The organism is Escherichia sp. E4385 (genome assembly GCF_963883145.1).
Taxonomy (GTDB): domain Bacteria; phylum Pseudomonadota; class Gammaproteobacteria; order Enterobacterales; family Enterobacteriaceae; genus Escherichia.
In genome coordinates, this window is record NZ_CAWOOJ010000014.1 from 82,895 (window position 1) to 105,768 (window position 22,874).

Annotated in this window: 22 protein-coding genes; 10 read left to right on the forward strand and 12 right to left on the reverse strand. The window is 52.4% G+C overall.

Annotation, left to right across the window (positions count from 1 at the left end):
* Positions 1–21: 21 nt before the first annotated feature.
* On the reverse strand, positions 22–1,587 hold the full coding sequence (gene ahpF, locus AACS80_RS14925; RefSeq protein ID WP_135409659.1) for an alkyl hydroperoxide reductase subunit F: 1,566 nt from the start codon (positions 1,585–1,587) through the stop codon (positions 22–24).
* Between ahpF and AACS80_RS14930 the strand changes: the two genes are divergently transcribed.
* Positions 1,586–1,762, forward strand: a complete 177-nt coding sequence (locus AACS80_RS14930) for a hypothetical protein (RefSeq protein WP_165383272.1) — start codon at positions 1,586–1,588, stop codon at positions 1,760–1,762. The two genes, ahpF and AACS80_RS14930, sit on opposite strands and share 2 nt — an antisense overlap.
* On the opposite strand, the gene ahpC is transcribed toward AACS80_RS14930, so the two are convergent.
* Positions 1,759–2,322, reverse strand: a complete 564-nt coding sequence (gene ahpC, locus AACS80_RS14935; protein WP_000052796.1) for an alkyl hydroperoxide reductase subunit C — start codon at positions 2,320–2,322, stop codon at positions 1,759–1,761. The two genes, AACS80_RS14930 and ahpC, sit on opposite strands and share 4 nt — an antisense overlap.
* 372 nt (positions 2,323–2,694) lie before the next feature.
* Here ahpC and dsbG point away from each other — a divergent pair, with 372 nt between their 5' ends.
* From dsbG to AACS80_RS14955, 4 genes are all read left to right on the forward strand, one after another.
* A complete protein-coding gene (dsbG, locus tag AACS80_RS14940; protein WP_135490932.1) occupies positions 2,695–3,435 on the forward strand; it encodes a thiol:disulfide interchange protein DsbG in 741 nt (246 codons plus the stop codon).
* 209 nt (positions 3,436–3,644) lie between these two features.
* Positions 3,645–4,547, forward strand: a complete 903-nt coding sequence (gene citR, locus AACS80_RS14945) for a DNA-binding transcriptional repressor CitR (RefSeq protein WP_135492605.1) — start codon at positions 3,645–3,647, stop codon at positions 4,545–4,547.
* A gap of 146 nt (positions 4,548–4,693) precedes the next feature.
* A complete protein-coding gene (locus tag AACS80_RS14950; protein ID WP_135409658.1) occupies positions 4,694–5,914 on the forward strand; it encodes a phosphoadenosine phosphosulfate reductase in 1,221 nt (406 codons plus the stop codon).
* The gene (locus tag AACS80_RS14955) at positions 5,887–6,516 is read left to right on the forward strand and encodes an IbrB-like domain-containing protein (protein WP_130258600.1); all 630 of its coding nucleotides are present in this window, start codon (positions 5,887–5,889) and stop codon (positions 6,514–6,516) included. The genes AACS80_RS14950 and AACS80_RS14955 overlap by 28 nt, the downstream gene beginning before the upstream one ends.
* On the opposite strand, the gene ybdL is transcribed toward AACS80_RS14955, so the two are convergent.
* On the reverse strand, positions 6,517–7,677 hold the full coding sequence (gene ybdL, locus AACS80_RS14960; RefSeq protein ID WP_135409657.1) for a methionine-oxo-acid transaminase: 1,161 nt from the start codon (positions 7,675–7,677) through the stop codon (positions 6,517–6,519). It lies immediately after the preceding gene.
* A 108-nt stretch (positions 7,678–7,785) separates the two neighbouring features.
* Between ybdL and hcxA the strand changes: the two genes are divergently transcribed.
* Positions 7,786–8,874 carry a hydroxycarboxylate dehydrogenase HcxA gene (hcxA, locus tag AACS80_RS14965; protein WP_135409656.1) on the forward strand — a complete coding sequence of 363 codons (1,089 nt, stop codon included), beginning with the start codon at positions 7,786–7,788 and terminating at the stop codon, positions 8,872–8,874.
* Positions 8,875–8,883: 9 nt separating this feature from the next.
* On the opposite strand, the gene AACS80_RS14970 is transcribed toward hcxA, so the two are convergent.
* The 7 genes from AACS80_RS14970 to entC all read right to left on the reverse strand — a co-directional run bounded on the left by AACS80_RS14970 (position 8,884) and on the right by entC (position 16,308).
* Positions 8,884–9,081 carry a YbdD/YjiX family protein gene (locus AACS80_RS14970; protein WP_000460431.1) on the reverse strand — a complete coding sequence of 66 codons (198 nt, stop codon included), beginning with the start codon at positions 9,079–9,081 and terminating at the stop codon, positions 8,884–8,886.
* A gap of 112 nt (positions 9,082–9,193) precedes the next feature.
* The gene (gene cstA, locus AACS80_RS14975) at positions 9,194–11,299 is read right to left on the reverse strand and encodes a pyruvate/proton symporter CstA (RefSeq protein ID WP_131161029.1); all 2,106 of its coding nucleotides are present in this window, start codon (positions 11,297–11,299) and stop codon (positions 9,194–9,196) included.
* A gap of 180 nt (positions 11,300–11,479) precedes the next feature.
* Positions 11,480–11,893: a proofreading thioesterase EntH gene (entH, locus tag AACS80_RS14980; protein WP_000637953.1), complete on the reverse strand. Its 414-nt coding sequence runs from the start codon at positions 11,891–11,893 to the stop codon at positions 11,480–11,482.
* Between the two features lie 2 nt (positions 11,894–11,895).
* The gene (gene entA / locus AACS80_RS14985) at positions 11,896–12,642 is read right to left on the reverse strand and encodes a 2,3-dihydro-2,3-dihydroxybenzoate dehydrogenase EntA (protein ID WP_000347633.1); all 747 of its coding nucleotides are present in this window, start codon (positions 12,640–12,642) and stop codon (positions 11,896–11,898) included.
* A complete protein-coding gene (entB, locus tag AACS80_RS14990) occupies positions 12,642–13,499 on the reverse strand; it encodes an enterobactin biosynthesis bifunctional isochorismatase/aryl carrier protein EntB (RefSeq protein ID WP_135409655.1) in 858 nt (285 codons plus the stop codon). The genes entA and entB overlap by 1 nt, the downstream gene beginning before the upstream one ends.
* A 13-nt stretch (positions 13,500–13,512) precedes the next feature.
* Positions 13,513–15,123: a (2,3-dihydroxybenzoyl)adenylate synthase EntE gene (entE, locus tag AACS80_RS14995; protein ID WP_135409654.1), complete on the reverse strand. Its 1,611-nt coding sequence runs from the start codon at positions 15,121–15,123 to the stop codon at positions 13,513–13,515.
* 9 nt (positions 15,124–15,132) lie between these two features.
* Complete coding sequence (gene entC, locus AACS80_RS15000; protein ID WP_135409653.1) at positions 15,133–16,308, reverse strand: isochorismate synthase EntC; 1,176 nt, start codon at positions 16,306–16,308, stop codon at positions 15,133–15,135.
* A 188-nt stretch (positions 16,309–16,496) separates the two neighbouring features.
* Between entC and fepB the strand changes: the two genes are divergently transcribed.
* Entirely contained in the window at positions 16,497–17,453 is a 957-nt protein-coding gene (gene fepB, locus AACS80_RS15005; RefSeq protein WP_130206431.1) for a Fe2+-enterobactin ABC transporter substrate-binding protein, read from the forward strand.
* A gap of 3 nt (positions 17,454–17,456) precedes the next feature.
* On the opposite strand, the gene entS is transcribed toward fepB, so the two are convergent.
* Positions 17,457–18,707, reverse strand: coding sequence for an enterobactin transporter EntS (gene entS, locus AACS80_RS15010; RefSeq protein ID WP_130206429.1), 1,251 nt, complete (start codon positions 18,705–18,707; stop codon positions 17,457–17,459).
* A gap of 110 nt (positions 18,708–18,817) precedes the next feature.
* Between entS and fepD the strand changes: the two genes are divergently transcribed.
* From fepD to fepC, 3 genes are read left to right on the forward strand one after another with little or no spacing between them, the layout of a single operon-like run.
* The gene (fepD, locus tag AACS80_RS15015) at positions 18,818–19,822 is read left to right on the forward strand and encodes a Fe(3+)-siderophore ABC transporter permease (protein ID WP_135409652.1); all 1,005 of its coding nucleotides are present in this window, start codon (positions 18,818–18,820) and stop codon (positions 19,820–19,822) included.
* Positions 19,819–20,811: an iron-enterobactin ABC transporter permease gene (fepG, locus tag AACS80_RS15020; RefSeq protein WP_130206425.1), complete on the forward strand. Its 993-nt coding sequence runs from the start codon at positions 19,819–19,821 to the stop codon at positions 20,809–20,811. Before fepD ends, fepG begins: the two co-directional genes overlap by 4 nt.
* Complete coding sequence (gene fepC, locus AACS80_RS15025; protein ID WP_135409651.1) at positions 20,808–21,623, forward strand: iron-enterobactin ABC transporter ATP-binding protein; 816 nt, start codon at positions 20,808–20,810, stop codon at positions 21,621–21,623. Before fepG ends, fepC begins: the two co-directional genes overlap by 4 nt.
* Here fepC and wzz(fepE) read toward each other — a convergent pair.
* Entirely contained in the window at positions 21,620–22,753 is a 1,134-nt protein-coding gene (gene wzz(fepE) / locus AACS80_RS15030; RefSeq protein ID WP_138183851.1) for an LPS O-antigen length regulator Wzz(fepE), read from the reverse strand. The two genes, fepC and wzz(fepE), sit on opposite strands and share 4 nt — an antisense overlap.
* Between the last annotated feature and the right edge of the window lie 121 nt (positions 22,754–22,874).

Sequence of the window (22,874 nt, forward strand, 5' to 3'; positions counted from 1 at the left end):
GCAGGTGAATCTTACTTCTTCTTATGCAGTTTTGGTGCGAATCAGGTAGTCAAAAGCGCTCAGAGAGGCTTTAGCACCTTCGCCAGTAGCGATGATGATCTGCTTGTACGGAACCGTCGTACAGTCACCGGCAGCGAACACGCCTTTGACGTTGGTTTCGCATTTCGCATCAATGATTATCTCACCCATACGATTACGTTCTACTGCGCCTTCCAGCCAGTTGGTGTTCGGCAGCAGACCAATCTGGACGAAAATACCAGCCAGTTCGATGTTGTGAATATCGCCACTGACACGATCACGATATTCCAGACCTACGACTTTGCTACCGTCGCCTTTCACTTCCGTGGTTTGCGCATTCAGAATGATGTCGACGTTTTTCAGGCTGCGCAGTTTGTCCTGCAGAACCTGGTCGGCTTTCATTTCTGGGGCAAATTCCAGCAGCGTTACGTGTTCAACAATCCCTGCCAGGTCGATTGCCGCTTCCACACCGGAGTTACCGCCGCCGATAACCGCTACGCGTTTGCCTTTAAACAGTGGGCCGTCGCAGTGCGGGCAGTAGGTCACGCCTTTGGTGCGATACTGATCTTCGCCCGGAACGTTCATGTTGCGCCATTTTGCACCGGTCGCCACGATAATGCTGCGAGCTTTCAGTACCGCGCCGGAAGCCGTTTCAATCTGATGCAAGCCGCCTTCAATCGCTGCCGGGATCAGTTTGCTGGCGCTCTGGCTATCAATCACATCAACATCGTATTCATCAACGTGAACCTTCAGCGCGCCTGCCAGTTTTTGGCCTTCGGTTTTCGGCACAGAGATGTAGTTTTCGATATCAACAGTATCGAGGATCTGACCGCCAAAACGTTCGCCCATCAGACCAGTACGGATGCCTTTACGTGCGGAGTAAATTGCTGCCGCAGCCCCTGCCGGGCCAGAACCGACAATCAGCACATCGTAAGCGTCACGCTTGTTCAGCTCTTCTGCTGCACGTTTTTCAGCGCCAGTATCGATTTTGGCGACGATTTCGGAAATAGTCATACGGCCCTGGCCAAACTCTTTCCCGTTTACGAACACTGCCGGAACGCCCATCACGTTGCGATCGGTGATTTCGTTCTGGAAGGTGCCGCCGTCAATTGCAGTGTGCTTGATGCGCGGGTTCAGTACGCTCATCAGGTTCAGCGCCTGCACCACGTCCGGGCAGTTGTGGCAAGAGAGCGAATAATAAGTTTCGAATTCAAAATCACCGTCAATGTTGCGGATCTGCTCCAGTAGAGACTGCGCTTCTTTCGACGGATGACCACCGGTCCACAGCAGCGCCAGTACCAGCGAGGTGAACTCATGACCCAGCGGGGAGCCTGCAAAACGCGGCCCCTGGTTGGAACCTGGGTTGGTGATCAGGAAAGACGGCTTACGCACCGGCAAGCTGTTATCTTCTTTAAAGGTGACTTTGTCTGACAGTTCTGCGATTTCAGCCAACAGTTCCTTGATTTCTGCCGATTTAGCGCTGTCATCCAGCGTGGCAATTAACTCAACAGGCTTGGTCAATTTCTCAAGGTAAGCCTTGAGTTGAGTTTTCATATTTGTGTCGAGCATGTTTATCTCCTGGGCTTTAAACATCATCATGCAAGCGGCCTTCATCGGCTACCTGGATGCAGCTTGCATCATGATGCGGGGAAGAAAATCGGGTGCCGCAGCACCCGAAGAATTAGGTGAATTTCCGAAGTATTTCGCGCCGGAGTTGGTAGCGCGAAAGACGAAGGAAATTTAGATTTTACCAACCAGGTCCAGAGACGGAGCCAGAGTTGCTTCACCTTCTTTCCATTTAGCCGGGCAAACTTCACCTGGGTGAGAAGCTACATACTGAGCAGCTTTGATTTTACGCAGCAGGTCAGACGCGTCACGGCCAATGCCTTCAGCGGTAACTTCGATTGCCTGGATGATACCCTGCGGGTCAACAACGAAGGTCGCACGGTCAGCCAGACCTTCATCTTCACGCATGTTGTCGAAGTTACGGGTCAGGGCGCCAGTCGGGTCGCCGATCATCGCGTATTTGATTTTCGCGATGGTTTCAGAGCTGCTGTGCCATGCTTTGTGGGTGAAGTGAGTATCGGTAGATACTGCGTATACGTCTACGCCCAGTTTCTGCAGTTCTTCGTAATGGTCTGCAACGTCGCCCAGTTCGGTCGGGCATACGAAAGTAAAGTCAGCCGGGTAGAAGAAGAAGACGCTCCAGCGGCCTTCGGTATCTTTCTCGGTGATTTCGATGAATTCGCCGTTTTTGAATGCCTGGTTTTTAAAAGGTTTAATTTTGGTGTTAATCAAGGACATCTATACTTCCTCCGTGTTTTCGATGAGATGTAAGGTAACCAATTTTTGCCGATTCGGCTAATGCGTTTCCATTATCAAATCGATAAGTTTTACCTTACAACCTTCGTAAGACAACTTTGTGAACTTTGCACCGCCAGCGGCGATAAAAGTAAAATGGGCCTCCTTTCCAGGTGGCCGCGTAACCTGAACTACCCTTTGGTATCTTCAGCGCCTGTTCAGCAGGCTGCGGTGTTGCGATGACGACCGCAATGCCGAGAGGGATTACAACACCCTCATAAACAAAGGGCAATCACCTGTTCTAAGCTCTTACCTATGACAGTGATAGGTTATGCCTTTTACTCAAATTTTGCACTGACTGAAAAGGACAAATTAATGTTAAAAAAGATACTTTTATTGGCTCTGCTTCCTGCAGTCGCCTTCGCAGAGGAACTTCCAGCCCCAGTAAAAGCCATTGAAAAACAGGGTATTACTATCCTCAAATCTTTTGATGCCCCCGGGGGAATGAAAGGTTATCTCGGAAAGTATCAGGATATGGGAGTTACTATCTACCTGACACCAGACGGCAAGCACGCCATCTCAGGTTATATGTACAACGAAAAAGGTGAAAACCTGAGTAACACGCTTATTGAAAAAGAGATTTATGCGCCAGTCGGTCGTGAAATGTGGCAACGGATGGAGCAATCCCACTGGATCCTCGACGGCAAAAAAGATGCGCCTGTTGTGGTTTATGTCTTTGCCGATCCATTTTGTCCGTATTGTAAACAGTTCTGGCAGCAGACGCGCCCGTGGGTTGAGACTGGCAAAGTTCAGCTTCGCACACTACTGGTTGGCGTAATCAAACCGGAAAGCCCAGCGACTGCGGCGGCGATCCTCGCGGCTAAAGATCCGGCTAAAGCATGGCAAGAGTATGAAGCATCAGACAAGAAGCTAAACATTCCGGCCACCGTTGGTGCAGAGCAAATGAAAATCTTAAGTGCAAATGAAAAACTGATGGATGAACTTGGCGCAAACGTCACACCTGCTATCTACTACATGAGTCCGGAGAATACATTGCAACAGGCGGTCGGATTACCGGATCAAAAGACCTTAAATATCATCATGGGAAATAAATAATATTAAATCATGGATAACTGGAATATATACAGCTTTTCAGTTATCCTGAAAACCGCAAGAATTGATCACAAACAATAAATCGACTATGCTATTTTAGAAAAACTTAATCATGAATTAAGTAAAAGAACATAATAAATACAAATATATTAATTCATATTATAGATTTAATGAATATCATGATGAGTGCAATGATATGAATGGAGTACATCATGGCCAATCTTTACGACTTAAAAAAATTTGACTTAAATTTACTGGTAATCTTCGAGTGCATTTACCAACATCTCAGCATTAGTAAGGCTGCAGAATCGCTATATATAACGCCCTCTGCGGTTAGTCAGTCCCTGCAGCGCTTACGTACACAGTTTAATGATCCTTTGTTTACTCGTGCCGGAAAAGGTATTACGCCAACGACTACTGGGTTAAATCTTCATCATCATCTTGAGAAAAACCTTAGAAACCTGGAACAAACAATAAATATCGTCAATAAATCTGAATTAAAGAAAAAATTTATAATCTATGGTCCACAATTCATCTCTGCGACAAACGGCAGCCTTTTGATCAATAGTCTGCGCCAGGATGCGATTATCGACATTGAACATCATGACATTATGATGGCCGTAGAAAGCGCCGAAGATTTACTGGCTTACCGCAAAGCGGATCTCGTAGTGACATTGGCACCGGTTATCAGTCGTTCTGTAAGCTGTGTCCCATTTCAGTCAATTCGTAATACACTCATCTGTAGTACTACCCATCCGAGAATAAATGAACGGAGTACCCATGCACAAATTCTTGATGAAGAATTTACCTTTCTGATATCTAAAATCCCTGGATTAGAAGATTTCCAGATGGAAATAGAGGCACTCATGGCAGACCGTAAAATATCGTTTCGCAGTTCCTCTCTGTTTACCATTATTAATACAATTGCAGTTACCGATTTAATTGGTATTGTGCCTTACGAATTATATCGCAGTTACCATAAAACACTTCAGCTAAAGCAAATAAAACTTGAACACCCGCTGCCCTCAAACACGCTTTATATGTCCTATAATAAATCATCATTAAATAATCTTGCATTCTCACGATTCATTGATCGTTTGAATGACAATTTATAATAAACATCTATCCATTGGTAAAATGTTTTTCAATGAAAAATTCATAATGTAAATACATAAAATAATATATCTTATTTGAATTTATTTACTTTATAATTAAAAAACTATCACATTATCTGCCTGTCTGGTTCAGAGAGCATCTTTAGATGTCTATTTATAAAATTCCTCTTCCGCTCAATATTCTGGAAGCGGCACAAGAGCGTATTACCTGGACACTCAACACCCTACCCCGCGTTTGTGTCTCATTTTCTGGCGGTAAAGATTCAGGCTTAATGCTTCATCTAACCGCGAATCTGGCCAGAAAAATGGGAAAAAAAATATACGTTCTGTTTATCGACTGGGAAGCACAGTTTTCTTTAACTATTCACTATATTCAGTCCCTACGAGAGCAGTATGCAGATGTCATTGAAGAATTTTATTGGGTAGCGCTGCCTCTTACGACGCAAAACTCTCTTTCTCAGTATCAACCCGAATGGCAATGCTGGGAACCTGATGTTGAATGGGTACGCCAGCCCCCGGAAGATGCGATAACCGATCCGACATTTTTCTCGTTTTATCAACCGGGTATGACGTTTGAACATTTCGTGCGTGAATTTGCCGAATGGTTTTCGCAAAAACGTCCGGCGGCCATGATGATCGGCATCCGGGCTGACGAGTCCTATAACCGTTTCGTTGCTATCGCCAGTTCGAATAAACAGCGTTTTGCCGACGATAAACCCTGGACTACGGCCGCACCAGGCGGTCATAGCTGGTACATTTACCCCATCTACGACTGGAAAGTGGCTGATATCTGGACCTGGTATGCAAATCATCAAAGTCTCTGCAACCCACTGTATAACCTAATGTATCAGGCAGGCGTCCCTCTGCGTCACATGCGAATTTGCGAACCTTTTGGCCCGGAGCAACGGCAGGGATTATGGCTCTATCACGTTATCGAACCGGATCGCTGGGCTGCTATGTGCGCACGAGTCAGCGGTGTAAAAAGCGGCGGAATTTACGCCGGACATGACAATCATTTCTATGGGCATCGGAAAATCCTCAAGCCAGAGCATTTAGACTGGCAAGAGTATGCATTATTGCTGCTCGATAGCATGCCGGAGAAAACAGCTGAGCATTACCGCAATAAAATCGCCATTTATTTGCACTGGTATCAGAAAAAAGGCATCGAGGTTCCACAAACCCAGCAAGGGGACATTGGCACGAAAGATATCCCCTCTTGGCGGCGAATATGCAAAGTTTTACTCAATAACGATTACTGGTGCCGGGCATTATCATTTAGTCCTACGAAAGCGAAGAACTATCAGCGTTATAACGAACGGATAAAAGGAAAACGTCAGGAATGGGGGATACTATGCAACAACGATTAACGCAGGATTTAACCCAATTTCTCGCCAGCTTGCCGGAAGACGATCGCATCAAAGCGATTAATGAAATCCGCATGGCGATCCATCAGGTTAGCCCCTTTCGTGAAGAGCCCGTGGATTGCGTTCTGTGGGTTAAAAATAGCCAACTCGTGCCGAATGATTACAACCCCAATAATGTGGCACCGCCAGAGAAGAAGCTGCTAAAAAAATCCATTGAAATTGATGGTTTTACCCAACCTATCGTGGTGACTAACACTCAATCTGACACAATGGAAATTGTTGATGGCTTTCACCGTCATGAAATTGGTAAAGGATCTAACACGTTAAAAACGCGCTTAAAAGGGTATTTACCGGTTACCTGTCTGGGAGGGGATCGTAACGAGCGCATCGCAGCAACAATTCGCCACAACCGCGCTCGTGGACGCCATCAAATCACTGCAATGTCGGAAATCGTCCGTGAACTCAGCCAGTTGGGATGGGACGATAATAAAATTGGCAAAGAACTGGGAATGGACAGCGACGAAGTGCTGCGCCTGAAGCAAATTAACGGCCTGCAAGAACTGTTTGCCGACCGTCAATATTCCCGCGCCTGGACTGTCAAATAACTAAAGCTGGCGCAGGCGTTCAGCTGCTGCCAGCAACGTCGATTCCTTCTTGGCAAAACAGAGACGAATCAGTTTATGGGGGAAGGGATCGGCGCAAAATACCGACAGCGGGATCGCCGCCACGCCATGCTCCCGCGTCAGCCACTGGCAAAACGCAACATCATCCAGCGTAGACACGGCGCTGTATTCCACCAGCAAAAAGTAAGTACCTTCGCAGGGTAGTATCTCCAGCCGACTTTCACTTAAGGCGTTCACCAGAATATCGCGTTTCTGCCTATAAAAGTCCGGTAACGCAAGATAATGCTCAGGTTCTGCTCGCAGCATATCGGCAAGCGCCAGCTGTGCTGGGGTATTCACCGAAAAGGTCAGATACTGATGCACTTTGCGGATTTCGGCGCTGATGGGCGCAGGCGCAACGCAATAGCCCACTTTCCAGCCGGTCATATGATAGGTCTTGCCAAATGAAGAAACTGCCACCGCCCGCTCACGCAACTGCGGATGCGCCAGCACGCTGGCATGGCCCTGCTGTGAAAAGTTGATGTGCTCGTACACTTCATCACTAATAACAAAAATCTCGCGCCCGGCAATCGCCTGCCACAAAGCAGCGAAATCAGCCTGTTGCCAGACGGTGGCGCTGGGGTTATGCGGGGTGTTGAGGATCACCAGTCGGGTGCGCTCGCTTAACAATGCTGCAAATTCCTGCCAGTCAACGCGAAAATGCGGAGGTTGCAGTGCAATACGTTTCACTATTCCCCCAGAAAGCGCGATGGCGGGGGCGTAACTGTCATAGCTGGGATCAAAGCAAATCACTTCATCACCATTGCGCACCAATGCGGTAATCGCTGCATATAACGCTTCCGTCGCCCCTGCCGTTACGGTGATATCGCTATCGGCATCTGGTTGATAGCCATACAGCCGCGCGGTTTTCTCAGCAATCGCCTCGCGCAATGCCTGCACGCCGGCCATGGGCGCGTATTGGTTTGCCCCCTGGGCAACGTGGTACGCCAGCCGCTCCTGTAAATAGCGCGGACCATCAAAATCAGGAAAGCCTTGCGACAGGTTAATCGCCTGGTGTTGCTGCGCCAGTGCGCTCATCTGGGTGAAAATAGTGGTGCCAAGTTGTGGAAGTTTGCTTTGTGGAATCAGAGGGTTATTTGTCATTTTTATTGTACCTGACGAAGTTGCGTGTTGAAGGCACTATAACACGATGCTAGTATTTGGCAATCAAGACGTTTAGATGTCTAAATAAAACAATAAGGACAACACAACATGCCTCACAATCCCATCCGCGTCGTCGTCGGCCCGGCTAACTACTTTTCACATCCAGGAAGTCTCAATCACCTGCTCGATTTTTTCACTGATGAACAGCTTTCTCGCGCGGTGTGGATCTACGGCGAACGCGCCATTGCTGCGGCGCAAACCAAACTTCCGCCAGCGTTTGGGCTGCCAGGGGCAAAGCATATTTTGTTTCGCGGTCATTGCAGCGAAAGCGATGTACAACAACTGGCGGCTGAGTCCGGTGACGATCGCAGCGTGGTGATTGGCGTCGGCGGCGGCGCACTGCTCGACACCGCGAAAGCCCTCGCCCGCCGTCTCGGTCTGCCGTTTGTTGCCGTTCCGACGATCGCCACTACCTGCGCAGCCTGGACACCGCTCTCCGTCTGGTATAACGATGCCGGACAGGCGCTGCATTATGAGATTTTCGACGACGCCAATTTTATGGTGCTGGTGGAACCTGAGATTATCCTCAATGCGCCGCAACAATATCTGCTGGCGGGGATCGGTGACACGCTGGCGAAATGGTATGAAGCGGTAGTACTGGCCCCGCAACCAGAAACGTTGCCGCTAACCGTGCGTCTGGGGATTAATAACGCGCAGGCCATTCGCGACGTCTTGTTAAACGGTAGCGAACAGGCGCTTGCCGATCAGCAAAATCAGCAGTTAACACAATCATTTTGCGATGTGGTGGATGCCATTATTGCCGGAGGCGGAATGGTCGGTGGTCTGGGCGATCGTTTTACGCGTGTGGCGGCGGCCCATGCCGTGCACAACGGTCTGACTGTACTGCCGCAAACCGAGAAGTTTCTCCACGGCACCAAAGTTGCCTACGGTATTCTGGTGCAAAGCGCCTTGCTGGGCCAGGATGATGTGCTGGCGCAATTAACCGGGGCGTATCAGCGTTTTCATCTGCCGACTACGCTGGCGGAGCTGGAAGTGGATATCAATAATCAGGCGGAGATCGACAAAGTGATTGCCCACACCTTACGTCCGGTGGAATCCATTCACTACCTGCCAGTCACGCTGACACCAGATACGTTGCGTGCAGCGTTCGAAAAAGTGGAATCGTTTAAAGCCTGACGTACAAATTTAGCAGCAGCGCGCGCCGCCTTTTCCACCGTAGCGCGCGTCCTGCCGCTCACGGAAAAACTCCTCGTAGGTCATCGGCGTTTGATCAGGATGGTTAACCCGCATATGTTCGACATAGTTGTCGTAATCAGGCATACCGATCATCAGCTTCGCCGCCTGACCTAAATATTTTCCGGCTTTTGCCAGTGAATCAAACATCTAAACCTCCGGTAATACAAATGCCCTCCTGAATTATGAGGGCTTAATTGCTATCAACACGCTCGGGCTGAGAGTAAGGGGAACGCTCGGCACATTCCCCCACACTCTGACTTTAGTGCGCGCCTTTCGCCTGCGCCACGATCTCCTCGACATTTTCCGGCATTGGCTCATACGGCGTTTCTTTCGCCGTTGGCTTCGGCTCTTTCAATGCCGCCAGTGCCGTCTTAATCGAGAACAGTGCCAGAACCACCACGACCACCATAAAGAAGATGGTTAACCCAGCATCCAGACGGTTGTTAAACACCAGTTGCGCCAGTTGTGACTCAGTATACTGCGACGGAATATTGCCGCTGTCGATCATTGCCTGGAACTTGTTAGCAATCGCCAGGAAGCCGACTTTCGCATCCGGGCTAAACGCTTTCTGCCAGCCTGCGGTCAGGGTACAAATCAGCAACCAGGCCGTTGGTACCAGCGCCACCCAGGCGTAACGTTGACGTTTCATTTTGAACAGCACTACGGCACAGAGCATCAGCGCCATCCCTGCCAGCATCTGGTTGGCTATACCAAACAGCGGCCACAGAGTGTTAATACCGCCCAGCGGATCGACCACCCCCTGATGGAGGAAGTAGCCCCACGCCAGTACGCACAGCGCCGTTGCCAGCAGGTTAGCAGGCAGTGAATCGGTCCGTTTCAGACCCGGAGACACCACGCCCAGCAGATCCTGCAACATAAAGCGCGCAGCACGCGTACCTGCATCTACTGCGGTCAGAATAAACAGTGCTTCAAACAGAATGGCGAAGTGATACCAGAACGCCACATCCATCATGCCGCCCAGCGCGCCGTGCAGAATGTAGGCCATCCCCACCGCCAACGTCGGCGCACCGCCCGCACGGGAAATGATCGACTGTTCACCCACTTCGCTGGCAATCTGGTTGAGCGTATCCGGAGTAATCGCAAAACCCCAGCTACTCACTACCTGCGCGGCAGAAGCGACCACATCCGCCGTTCCTGCCGGAGCCAGCACCGCCATCGGGCTGTTCATGGCGAAGTACACACCTGGATCGATGATACAGGCAGAAACTAGCGCCATAATCGCCACGAAGGATTCCATTAACATTCCGCCGTAGCCGATAAAACACGCCTGCCCTTCGTTCGCCAGCATCTTCGGCGTGGTACCGGAAGAGATCAGCGCATGGAAGCCAGACACCGCGCCACAGGCGATGGTAATAAACAGGAACGGGAACAGGTTGCCGGTCCATACCGGGCCAGTGCCATCAACAAATTTGGTCAGCGCAGGCATGGTCAGCGTCGGACGCATGATCAAAATGCCTACCGCCAGACCGACGATAGTCCCGATTTTCAGGAAGGTAGAGAGGTAGTCACGCGGAGCCAGCAGCAACCACACCGGCAGCACCGCCGCCACAAAACCGTAACCCACCAGCATCCAGGTCAACTGCACGCCGGTAAAGTCAAAGTACGGCGCCCAGGTCGGGCTTTCTGCCACCCAGCCGCCAGAGATAATGGCGAAAATCAGGAACACCAAACCGATGACCGACACTTCGCCAATACGCCCCGGACGCAGATAGCGCAGGTAGATCCCCATAAACAGCGCCAGCGGAATGGTAAACGCAACGGTATACGTTCCCCACGGGCTATGAGTCAGGGCTTTCACCACGATCATCGCCAGCACCGCCAGGATAATGACCATGATCATAAAGCAGGCTACCAGCGCAATCACCCCAGCAGTTGGTCCCATCTCTTCTTTGACCAGTTCACCCAGCGAGCGACCGTCGCGGCGCGTGGAAACAAACAGCACCATAAAGTCCTGCACTGCACCAGCGAGAACCACCCCGGCTAGCAGCCAGATCATCCCTGGCAGGTAACCCATTTGCGCCGCCAGTACCGGCCCCACCAGCGGGCCAGCTCCGGCAATGGCCGCAAAATGGTGACCGAACAGCACTTTTTTATCTGTCGGTACATAGTCCAGCCCGTCGTTATGGCGCACTGCTGGCGTCATACGCGTCGGGTCAACCGCCAGCACATTTTTGGCGATATACAGACCATAAAAACGGTAAGCGATCAGATAGACACAGACCGACGCCACCACAATCCACAGTGCGTTGATCTGTTCCCCACGATTTAAAGCAATGTATCCCAGAGCAAATGCTCCCATTACAGAGAGCACTGTCCAGACGAGGTATTTCCCTGATTTGTTCATAGTTGTTATCCGTGTGCGTGTCCATAGAGATGTTACATTTTGTTTCTATAACATCTTTGTACAATTTAACAACACAGCAACCATGTAAATCGGAGTTGAAACCAATATTTAACTTCACAATGTTAACTCGATCACTCCGTTAACCGAGTTTTCCAACAATCTCATTTAATTCTGTCGGGCTCATCCCAAAACTGCCGTACCCAGCCGACAAGTGCAGCAACGCCGCCCCTGTTCATCGAAAACGACGATTTCCCAACTCTGATTTTGCCGCCCAAGATGCAACGGCTGGCAGACGCCGCGTACCTTGCCTTCAGACACCGGGCGATGATGGGTGGCGTTAAGTTCCGTGCCCACCACACACTGTCCGTCGCGGGTCATCATAAATCCGGCCATCGATCCCAGCGTTTCCGCCAGCGCTGCCGACGCGCCGCCATGCAGCAGGCCAAACGGCTGATGAGTACGGGTATCAACTGGCATTTCGGCTTCCAGCACATCATCGCCCAGACGGGTATACACAATTCCCAGATGCGCCACCATTGTGTTATCGCTGGTGGCGTTCAGTTCGTCGAGCGTTAAATGGCGTTTCCAGATCATGCTTATGCCCCCAGCGTTGAGCCGCCATCTACCACGATATCCTGTAGGGTGATATGGCTGGCGAGATCGGAAGCGAGGAACAAAATCGTGTTGGCGATCTCTTGTGGACGGGCGATTTTCCCCAGCGGAATGCCGAGTTTAAACTGCTCGCCAAAGCCGCGAATACGCTGCTCTTCGGCGTCATCGCTCACCCACAGCGTGCGTTGCATATCGGTGTCGGTGGAACCCGGTGAAACCACATTACAGCGCACACCGCTACCCGCCAGTTCCAGCCCGACGCTCAACGCCAGGCTTTTCAGCGCCGCTTTCGACGCGCCATAAGCACTCATGCCAATACGCGGCGTGTGCGCAGCGTCGGACGCCACAGTGACAATCGCCCCGCCCCGTTGGCGACGAAACTGATTCATGGTCTGCTGGAACAGGTTAAACGCACCGCCGACATTGACCGCAAAAGTCTGCTGCCAGTCTTCCTTACTGAGCTGATCGGTCGCGCCCATGCGCAAAATTCCCGCCGCATTAACCAGCACGTCCAGTCGCTCCGTTTCAGCTAACAGTCGCTGACATACCTGCGCCACCTGCGCAGCATCGGCAACATCCATTACTTCGGTCGCAAAGGGATATTGCTCCTGAGCGAACGCTTGATCAAAACCTGTAACTTTCGCTCCCGCCTCAACAAATGCCAGCGCCGTGGCGTAGCCGATACCTTTCCCCGCGCCAGTTACCCAGACATTTTTACCGCTGAAATCCATTATTTCACCTCGCGGGAGAGTAGCTTCCACCAGGCGTCGATGGTCGGGTTTTTCGCCAGCATGACAAAGTCGATATCGCCATGCACTTTGCGCCAGCGCGCCGCCAGCGCCATCATGCGCACCGAATCCAGACCGTAGTCGATCAAGTTGTCGTCATCGAACGGTTCATCGGACTCGTCCAGCAACGGCAGGATCACCTCACGCAGCGCCGCTTTGCTGGCGGGGATAGGTGCTGGCAGTAATTCTTCGGTCATCACCACCCGGCCAGAACGTCCGGCCACATAATTCAGCGACATCAAATGCTCGTCACGGCTGAAATCGGCCAGTGCATCCGCCACCATAAACGGTTTAATATCGCGCATAAATGCGTCGGTTGCGGTGGTCATACAGCCAATGTGGGCATATACCCCGGTAATAATCAGCTGGTTACGCCCACTCTCTTTGAGCATTTGCTCCAGCGGAGAACGATGAAACGCGCTGTAGCGCCACTTCACCAGCACCGTGTCGTCGGCATCTGGCGTCAGGCGATCCACCACCTTTTGCTGTTCCGGCGAGCGGGTCAGGCCCGGCCCCCACATATCATTCAACAGCGCCCGATCTTCATCGCTCTGATCTTTCGGCTGGGCAGTGTAATAAACCGGAATATTGTGCTGTTTGCAGTAGTCGCGCAGCGCCGCAATATTGGCGATCACCTGCTCCATCATCGGGCAGTTCTCGCCCCAGAAGCTGACAAAATAGTCCTGCATATCATGGATTAACAACGCGGCACGTTGCGGTTCAAAGGCCCAATCGACTTTATTCTGTGGAATATCGTGAGACTCCGGCAGTGCGTAAGCCTGTAATTTTGGAATAGCCATCGTGTTCTCTCCTTCAGGCTGATGCGCGTGACGCCAGCCACTGACGTAATTGTTTTTTATCGACTTTCCCGACCGCCGTCAGCGGAAGTGAATCCACACACTCCACGCGATCCGGTAATTTAAATTCGGCAATACCCTGTTCACGCAGGAAACGACGCACCTGCACCGCGCGCAGCGGCTCTTTTACCACCAGATAAGCACAGCTTTTTTCGCCCATCAGCTCATCTTCCATACTGACCAGTGCGGCGTAGATCACCGCCGGATGGCGCAGCAACAGGTTTTCGATCTCTTCGGCAGCGATCTTCTCACCACCACGGTTGATCTGATCTTTCTCGCGCCCCTGCACGGTGATGTAACCCTCTGGATCAATAGAGATCAGATCGCCGGAACAGTAAAAACCGTTGGCATCAAAGGCGCTGGCATTGTGCTGCGGACTTTTGTAATAACCGCGGAAGGTGTACGGCCCGCGCGTCATCAGGCGTCCAACTTCCCCTTGCGGCAGTGGATTTCCATCGGCATCGGCAACCCACACTTCATCGTCCGGGCACATTGGGTAGCCCTGGGTATGGATAATTTTCTCCGCGCTATCATCAAGTCGGGTGTAGTTCACCAGCCCTTCCGCCATGCCGAATACCTGCTGTAACTGGCAGCCAATCTCTGCGGGAATACGCGCCGCAAGCGTGGCTGAAAGACGTGCGCCACCAACCTGTAACAGTTTCAGCGAGGCAAGCTGCGCCCGGCTTTCGCCTTCAGCCAGTGCCTGCAACCACAGGCTGACTGCCGGTGGCACCAGCGCGGTGACGTTAACCTGATGTTTTTCAATCAATGGGAAGCAAATCGTGGCGCTGGGATCGGCCGCCAGAACGACAGTGCCGCCAGCGAGAAATACCCCCAGCGATCCTGGCGAACTCATGGCGTAGTTATGAGCCGCCGGGATCGCGCACAGGTAGCGCGTCTGTTGTGTGAACTGACAAATCTCGACGCTACGGCGCACGCTGTAGTAATAGTCGTTATGGGTACGCGGGATCAGTTTCGGTGTGCCGGTAGTGCCGCCGGAAAGCTGGAAATAGGCCACTTCATCAGCAGGTGATGGCGTGGCAGTAAAATCCTCTGCCGGATGGTTAATCGCATCCTGCAAGTTATGCTCACCGCTGTCGTTGTGCAGTTGCACCACGCGAATGGAGGAATGTTCTGTGACGAAAGTATTGAGGAAATCATCCCCGCTAAACAGCGCATGTTGGCGATCGGCAATCAGCAATGTGGGTTCAATCTGGCTGGCATAGGCGTTCAGTTCACTACGCTGATGGCTGAACAGCGCCAGCACCGGCGCAACGCCCAGTTTCAGCAGCGCGAAAAAGGTAATATAAAGTTCAGCGACGTTACCCAGTTGTACCAGCGCGGTTTCACCAGGTTTAATGCCCTGACGGCGCAAACTACAGGCGAGGTTATCCGCCGCCTGATTCAGCTCCCGGTAACTCAACTGCCGCTCGCCGTCGATAACCGCGATGCTATCACTCGCGGCGTGGCGGGTCAGAATGTCGGTCAGCGGCAAATCCTGCCAGTAACCTTTTTCCCGATAGCGACGGGCAAACTCTTCCGGCCAGCGGGTGAATGGAATGCTCATCCTCGCTCCTTAATGCAATCCAAAAACGTTCAACATGGTAGAAAGTTTGACGCCTGTTTCGCGCCACTCACCCAACGGTGACGACGCAGGCACAATCCCCGCTCCGGCAAACAGACGCACCTGATTTTCCCGCAGCTTCGCGCAGCGGATAGTCACCACCCACTCGCCGTTACCTTCGCTGTCACACCAACCCACAATGCCGCCAAACAGCTCGCGGTCGAACGGCTCCAGATCAGCAATAACCTGGGTCGCGGCCTGATGCGGGAAACCACTCAGCGCGGGGGTCGGATGCAGCAGGCAGGCCAGAGTCAGTGCGTTTTCTTGCGAATTCGCTTTACCTTCAAAGGGAGTTGCGAGATGCCACAGCGTCGGCGTGGTGATCAATTGTGGAGAGGAGGGAACGTGTAACTCACTACTGCGTTCGCGCAGTACCTCTTTCATCGCCTGAGTCACTAGTTCATGTTCATGGCGATCTTTTTCTGACGCCAGCAGACGATTACCCGCTTCGCGATCGAGCACGTCATCCGGCTGACGACGCGCGGAACCGGCTAACGGAATAGAGCTAAAACGCTCGCCGTCTTTGCGCAGCAGCAGTTCCGGGCTGGCCCCGAGCAGAACGCCACCATCAGCCAACGGCACATGAAAGTTGTAACTAACCGGGTTTTGCGCAATCAACCGTTCCAGCAATACGCCGCTATCAATGGAGGCGTCAGTGGTGATATCAATCAACCGTGACAACACCACTTTGTCGACCTGCGGCGTGGCGGTAAGTGCGGCGGCGCGGGCAACCATTTGTTCAAACGTGGCTTGTTCCGGAATTGTCTGGCGTTCCACCACATTCAGCGACTGACTGCGGGTGAAACGGCGTGCGGAAGCTTGTTTTTCCTGACGGGAGAACGACTGCCAGGATTCGGGAATATACAGCGATGAAGGCTGACGTGGATCGAAGGGAATCGCCCCGACCATCACCGGATTTTTGATGCCCTGCGCTTTGGCATCGGCAAACAGCGCGGCGAGTTTTTGCTGGAAGGGACTGTCGGGCGAATCCCCGTTCACAGCCGGTTCATCGAAGCGGGCGAAACATCCTGACGTCGTAAAACTGCGGTACGGCGACATAAAGAAAAAGCGATTGGGCGCAAGTGTTGCCATGGTCTGCTGTACTTCCTCAGCCAGTGACGTATCCATATCATCCTCCACAAAATGATAAAGGCTTTAATAATGATTATCATTTATATTTTCGGTCGCTAACCTAAAAGCAAACGCGTACTATGTCAACTCTTGAGGTAACGCAATCTGCAACTCGGGGTTGCATCTGCTTGTGGTTACAATGAAAATGAGAAGCATTAACTTCATTAATAACAGGACGCTGATTTGTGAGACTCGCCCCGCTCTACCGCACCGCTCTTCTACTAACAGGCTTTTTACTTTCAGGAATATCCGCAGTGCAGGCCGCCGACTGGCCGCGTCAGGTGACTGACAGCCGCGGCACTCATATGCTGGAAAGCCAGCCACAGCGCATCGTCTCAACCAGCGTCACGCTGACGGGTTCGTTGCTGGCGATTGATGCCCCAGTGATTGCCAGTGGTGCAACTACGCCAAATAACCGCGTCGCGGATGACCAGGGCTTTTTACGCCAGTGGAGCGAGGTGGCGAAAGAACGCAAACTGCAGCGCCTCTATATCGGGGAACCGAACGCCGAAGCCGTTGCCGCGCAAATGCCAGATCTGATTTTAATTAGCGCCACCGGCGGCGATTCGGCGCTGGCGCTGTACGATCAGCTTTCCACCATCGCGCCGACGTTAATCATCAATTACGACGACAAAAGCTGGCAGTCGCTGTTAACGCAGTTAGGCGAAATTACCGGGCATGAGAGACAAGCGGCAGAAAGGATTGCGCAGTTTGATAAGCAACTGGCGGCGGCGAAAGCGCAGATCAAACTGCCGCCGCAGCCGGTTACCGCCATTGTTTATACTGCTGCCGCGCACAGCGCCAATCTCTGGACGCCGGAATCAGCACAAGGGCAGATGCTGGAACAACTCGGCTTTACGCTGGCGAAATTGCCCGCAGGGTTAAACGCCAGCCAAAGCCAGGGCAAACGCCATGACATCATTCAGCTTGGTGGGGAAAATCTGGCGGCAGGGTTAAATGGCGAGTCACTATTCCTGTTCGCTGGTGATCAGAAAGATGCCGATGCAATTTATGCCAATCCGCTGCTCGCGCACCTGCCTGCAGTACAAAACAAGCAGGTTTATGCGCTGGGAACCGAGACGTTCCGTCTGGATTACTACAGCGCCATGCAAGTGCTGGAACGACTTAAGGCGCTGTTTTAAGCATTAACTGTCGGACGCTGTCACCTGTGGCGGCGTCTGGCGAAAACGCCGCAACTCCACCAGCACCAGCAACAACAACACGCCGATAATCAACAAAGCAAAACCGCTCGCGCTTGCGGAAGCCACCGGTGTCATCATCGCTCCCAAACCGCCCAGCAGCGCCGCGCCTATGGCATCGCCCGTCACGTTCTGTGCCGTCCACAAACCGTTAATCCGCCCTAACATCGCTTCCGGGGTTTGCGTTTGCAGCATTGTATATTGCAGCAACGAACTGACCGCGCTCAGCCAGCCGAACAGCGCCAGACAAACCACGCCTAAAATCCACATCGGCATCAGGCCAAACAGACCAATGGCGAGGAACGATCCCAGCGTGGAGAGCAGCATCAATAACCCTGGTCGCGCACTATGTGCCAGCTTCCCGCTGGTTAACGCACCAATAGCCGCGCCGAGCGGGATCGCCGCATAGAGAAAACCAATCTGTGCCGCCGACATCTGCCAGTTGGTAGCCAGCGCCGGATACAGTACCCGCACCGCGCTCGCCATCGTCAATAAACCACCCAGCAGCGCAATGCCGCCCACCAGCGGGCTGGCGAGCAGAAAACGAAATCCTGCCAGTAATGATTTCAACGGATGCTCACGCGGCTGCGGTGGCGGTGGCAACGCCGGAAGGCTTAACAACGGTAGCAAGGTAATAAACGTGCCCGCCGCTGCCAGCCCATAGTTCCAGGCTACACCGCCAGTCGCCAGCAGTAAGCCGCCCATCATGGGCGAAATCACCGATCCCAGCCGCACGGTCAACATGGTGATCGCCCCGGCCTGCATTAAATTTTCACGCCCTACCAGTGCAGGTGTCGCCGCCAGTAGCGCCGTAACGCCAAGTGACGCGAAAAAGCCATCCCATAATCCGAGTAAATAGATTGCCAGCAAAGACGGCTCCGGCAGCAGCGCGTTCAGGCACAGTCCAATGAAGCCAATGCCACAGGTGCCGCGCGCCAGCAGAATCACTTTTTTGCGCTCATAGCGATCCGCCAGCACACCGCCAACCATCAGACCAACAAACATCGCGCCGCCGGTCAGCGTCACCGAAAGCCCCACCTGCCAGGTAGAATGGGTCATCATCTGGATCTGCACCGGCACCGCGACGCCGAGCAAACCCAGAGACACAATTGAGATAAAACGAGCGAGGAATACTGCGCGAAACGCCGGGTGCGTTTTCAACAGGCTGAGGTTAAGCAGCCAGGATTGTTTATTCATTACAATGCCTTGCCATCAAATATTTTAAATACCTATTCTTAGGCTGCACATGCTAACATATCCAAATAAGATCGATAACGATAATTAATTTCATTATCATGGAAGTTCGTATGTCTGGTTCTGTTGCCGTGACACGCGCCATTGCCGTGCCCGGATTGCTGTTATTACTGATTATCGCGACGGCATTAAGCCTGCTCATTGGGGCAAAATCACTCCCCGCTTCCGTCGTGTTGGAGGCCCTCTCCGGCACCTGCCAGAGCGCCGACTGCACTATCGTGCTCGACGCGCGACTGCCGCGTACCCTGGCCGGATTGCTGGCGGGCAGTGCGCTTGGCCTTGCCGGGGCGTTAATGCAAACCCTCACCCGAAACCCACTTGCCGACCCCGGCTTGCTTGGCGTGAACGCCGGAGCCAGCTTTGCCATTGTGCTGGGCGCGGCGCTGTTTGGTTACTCATCCGCCCAGGAACAACTGGTGATGGCTTTCGCCGGGGCGCTGGTGGCCTCGTTGATTGTTGCCTTTACCGGCAGCCAGGGCGGCGGGCAGTTAAGCCCGGTGCGTTTAACCCTGGCGGGCGTGGCGCTGGCGGCGGTGCTGGAAGGGCTGACCAGCGGCATCGCCCTGCTTAATCCTGACGTCTACGATCAACTGCGTTTCTGGCAAGCCGGTTCGCTGGATATTCGTAATTTACACACCTTAAAAGTGGTGCTGATCCCGGTGCTGATCGCCGGAGCAACTGCGCTATTACTGAGTCGCGCGCTTAACAGTTTAAGCCTTGGCAGCGACACCGCGACGGCGCTGGGCAGTCGCGTGGCGCGCACACAGTTGATTGGTCTGCTGGCGATTACCGTGCTTTGTGGTAGTGCGACGGCGGTAGTTGGCCCGATTGCCTTTATTGGCCTGATGATGCCGCATATGGCGCGTTGGCTGGTAGGTGCCGATCATCGCTGGTCGCTGCCCGTCACGCTACTCGCTACCCCTGCCCTGCTGCTGTTTGCCGATATCATCGGGCGGGTGATTGTGCCCGGTGAACTGCGCGTTTCCGTGGTCAGTGCCTTTATTGGTGCTCCGGTGCTGATCTTCCTCGTGCGACGTAAAACACGAGGTGGCGCATGATTTACGTCTCTCGCCGATTAATCATCACCTGCTTACTGCTGATTACCGCCTGCGTGGTGGCGAGTGTCTGGGGATTACGCAGCGGTGCCGTCACGCTGGAAACCTCGCAGGTATTCGCCGCGCTGATGGGTGATGCGCCGCGCAGTATGACGATGGTGGTCACCGAATGGCGTTTACCACGCGTGCTGATGGCGTTGTTAATTGGCGCGGCGCTGGGCGTCAGCGGCGCGATTTTTCAGTCGTTGATGCGTAACCCACTCGGCAGCCCTGACGTAATGGGCTTTAACACCGGAGCGTGGAGCGGCGTGCTGGTGGCGATGGTGCTGTTTGGTCAGGACCTGACGGCTATCGCGCTGGCAGCAATGGCAGGGGGTATTGTCACGTCACTGCTGGTCTGGCTGCTTGCCTGGCGTAACGGCATCGACACCTTTCGGTTGATTATTATCGGCATCGGCGTCCGCGCCATGTTGGTGGCCTTTAATACCTGGCTGCTGCTGAAAGCGTCTTTAGAAACGGCGCTAACCGCAGGATTATGGAATGCCGGATCGCTCAACGGCCTGACGTGGGCAAAAACCTCGCCTTCCGCGCCCATCATTATATTGATGCTCATTGCCGCCGCCTTACTGGTACGGCGAATGCGCTTGCTGGAGATGGGCGATGACACCGCCTGCGCGCTGGGCGTCAGTGTCGAACGTTCGCGTCTGTTAATGATGCTGGTGGCGGTGGTGCTTACCGCTGCGGCAACGGCGCTTGCCGGGCCGATTTCCTTTATTGCTTTAGTCGCGCCGCACATTGCCCGACGCATTAGCGGCACCGCTCGCTGGGGGCTGACCCAGGCGGCGCTGTGCGGAGCGCTGTTACTGCTGGCGGCCGATCTCTGCGCTCAGCAACTGTTTATGCCGTATCAACTTCCGGTTGGTGTCGTTACCGTCAGCCTCGGCGGTATTTACCTTATCGTCTTGTTAATTCAGGAGTCTCGCAAAAAATGACCGAATCAGTAGCCCGTTTGCGCGGCGAACAGTTAACCCTCGGATATGGCAAATATACCGTTGCGGAAAATTTGACTGTAGAAATTCCTGATGGTCACTTCACGGCAATTATCGGGCCAAATGGCTGCGGTAAATCCACGTTACTGCGTACCCTAAGCCGCCTGATGACACCTGCTCACGGGCATGTCTGGCTGGATGGCGAGCACATTCAACATTACGCCAGCAAGGAGGTAGCCCGTCGGATTGGTCTGCTGGCACAAAACGCCACCACGCCGGGAGATATCACCGTGCAGGAGCTGGTAGCTCGCGGGCGTTACCCGCATCAACCGCTGTTTACTCGTTGGCGGAAAAAAGATGAAGAGGCGGTAACGAAAGCGATGCAGGCCACGGGAATAACTCATCTGGCGGATCAAAGCGTGGATACCCTCTCCGGCGGACAACGCCAGCGAGCGTGGATCGCGATGGTGCTGGCCCAGGAAACGGCGATTATGCTGCTTGATGAACCCACGACCTGGCTGGATATCAGTCATCAAATTGATTTGCTGGAACTGTTAAGCGAACTGAACCGTGAGAAAGGCTATACCCTGGCGGCAGTGCTGCACGATCTTAATCAGGCCTGTCGTTACGCCAGCCATTTGATTGCGTTGCGGGAAGGGAAAATTGTTGCTCAGGGAGCGCCGAAGGAGATTGTCACTGCTGAATTGATCGAGCGCATTTACGGTCTGCGCTGCATGATTATTGACGATCCGGTAGCCGGAACGCCGCTCGTGGTGCCGCTCGGACGAACGGCACCTTCAACCGCGAAGATTTAAACTAAGTGGTCTGCCATCATGGCATCCTGTTTTCTGGATGCCATCGCATGGCGCAACAGCACGCCACTACAAGCCACCATACCGCCGATCAACGCGGAAAGGATCACAATAATCACCTTACCCGGACCGTCTTTTTTCACCGGCAATGACGGACGCAACTGATATTTAAACGGCGTAAAATCAACATCGTAGACATTTGCTTTTGTTAATTGTTCTACAAGATACTGACGATTACGTAATTCACCGTTCAGTTCCGCAACGTCAGTAACCGCTTTTTCAATTTCCAGTTTGCGTTCAATACCGTCTGCGCCGAGAGAAATAGAAAAATCAGGGTCATCTTTTACTGCCTGACCATTACTGTAAACAGGTTTTTTAATGCCTGCTGCATTAGCAATATCGAGTGAATAATTGAGACGCTGAATGTTTGCATCAAGTTGGTTTTTCGTTTTAATGCGATCCTGCGCCAGCTTTTCTTTTTCAAACTGGGTTTTGATTTCCAGTTTATTACGGACGTTTTCTATCGACTCTTTCACCACCAACGCAGAGATATAATCGATATACCCGGCCAACACTTTCTGTGCCTCTTCACTGGTGGGTGCGGTGAAACTTAGCGTCCAGGAGGTATACAATGACGGTTCATCTTTTTTCTTACTGGCATTGTCATCCACCGCTTTCATTTTTTCGCTCAATGCGACAATTGCGCGATGCAAATCCAATTCGTCGATTTTCGCCTCTTTTAATTGGTCCATCACATAAGGTGATGAGCGCAGGTACTCTTCCAACAAGCTAATTGACTGAAATTTCTTGATAAACAGATTAAATACACCGCCACGATCGATATTAACATCGAGATCAAGAACACGGAGTTTGGTAAAGGTTTTCTCCAGGTCCTGCCACTGAACAGCCTCTGCGGGCGTGATGACTGCCGAGCTGGTCCATTTTTGCGGCAGGATGAAAGACACCAGTAATCCGATACAGGCAAAGACAAAAGCCACCGCTATTATCCGCGTTTTTGCGTACCACAAAACTTCGATAAGTTTAAGTAAATCAATTTCATTATTGCTGGTCGGCGCCAGATGATAATCGGGAAAATGAGAATCGCTTCCCTGCTTAATATTCAGTGATGACATACGGTATAACCTGAAAATGAGTCCAATGAGGGTAAATTTCCACGGCGCACACTTTACCAGTTGGTGAGAATTATCCGAAGCTGAACTTTGTAAATTCCACGCAGCAAACGCAATGTTTGGC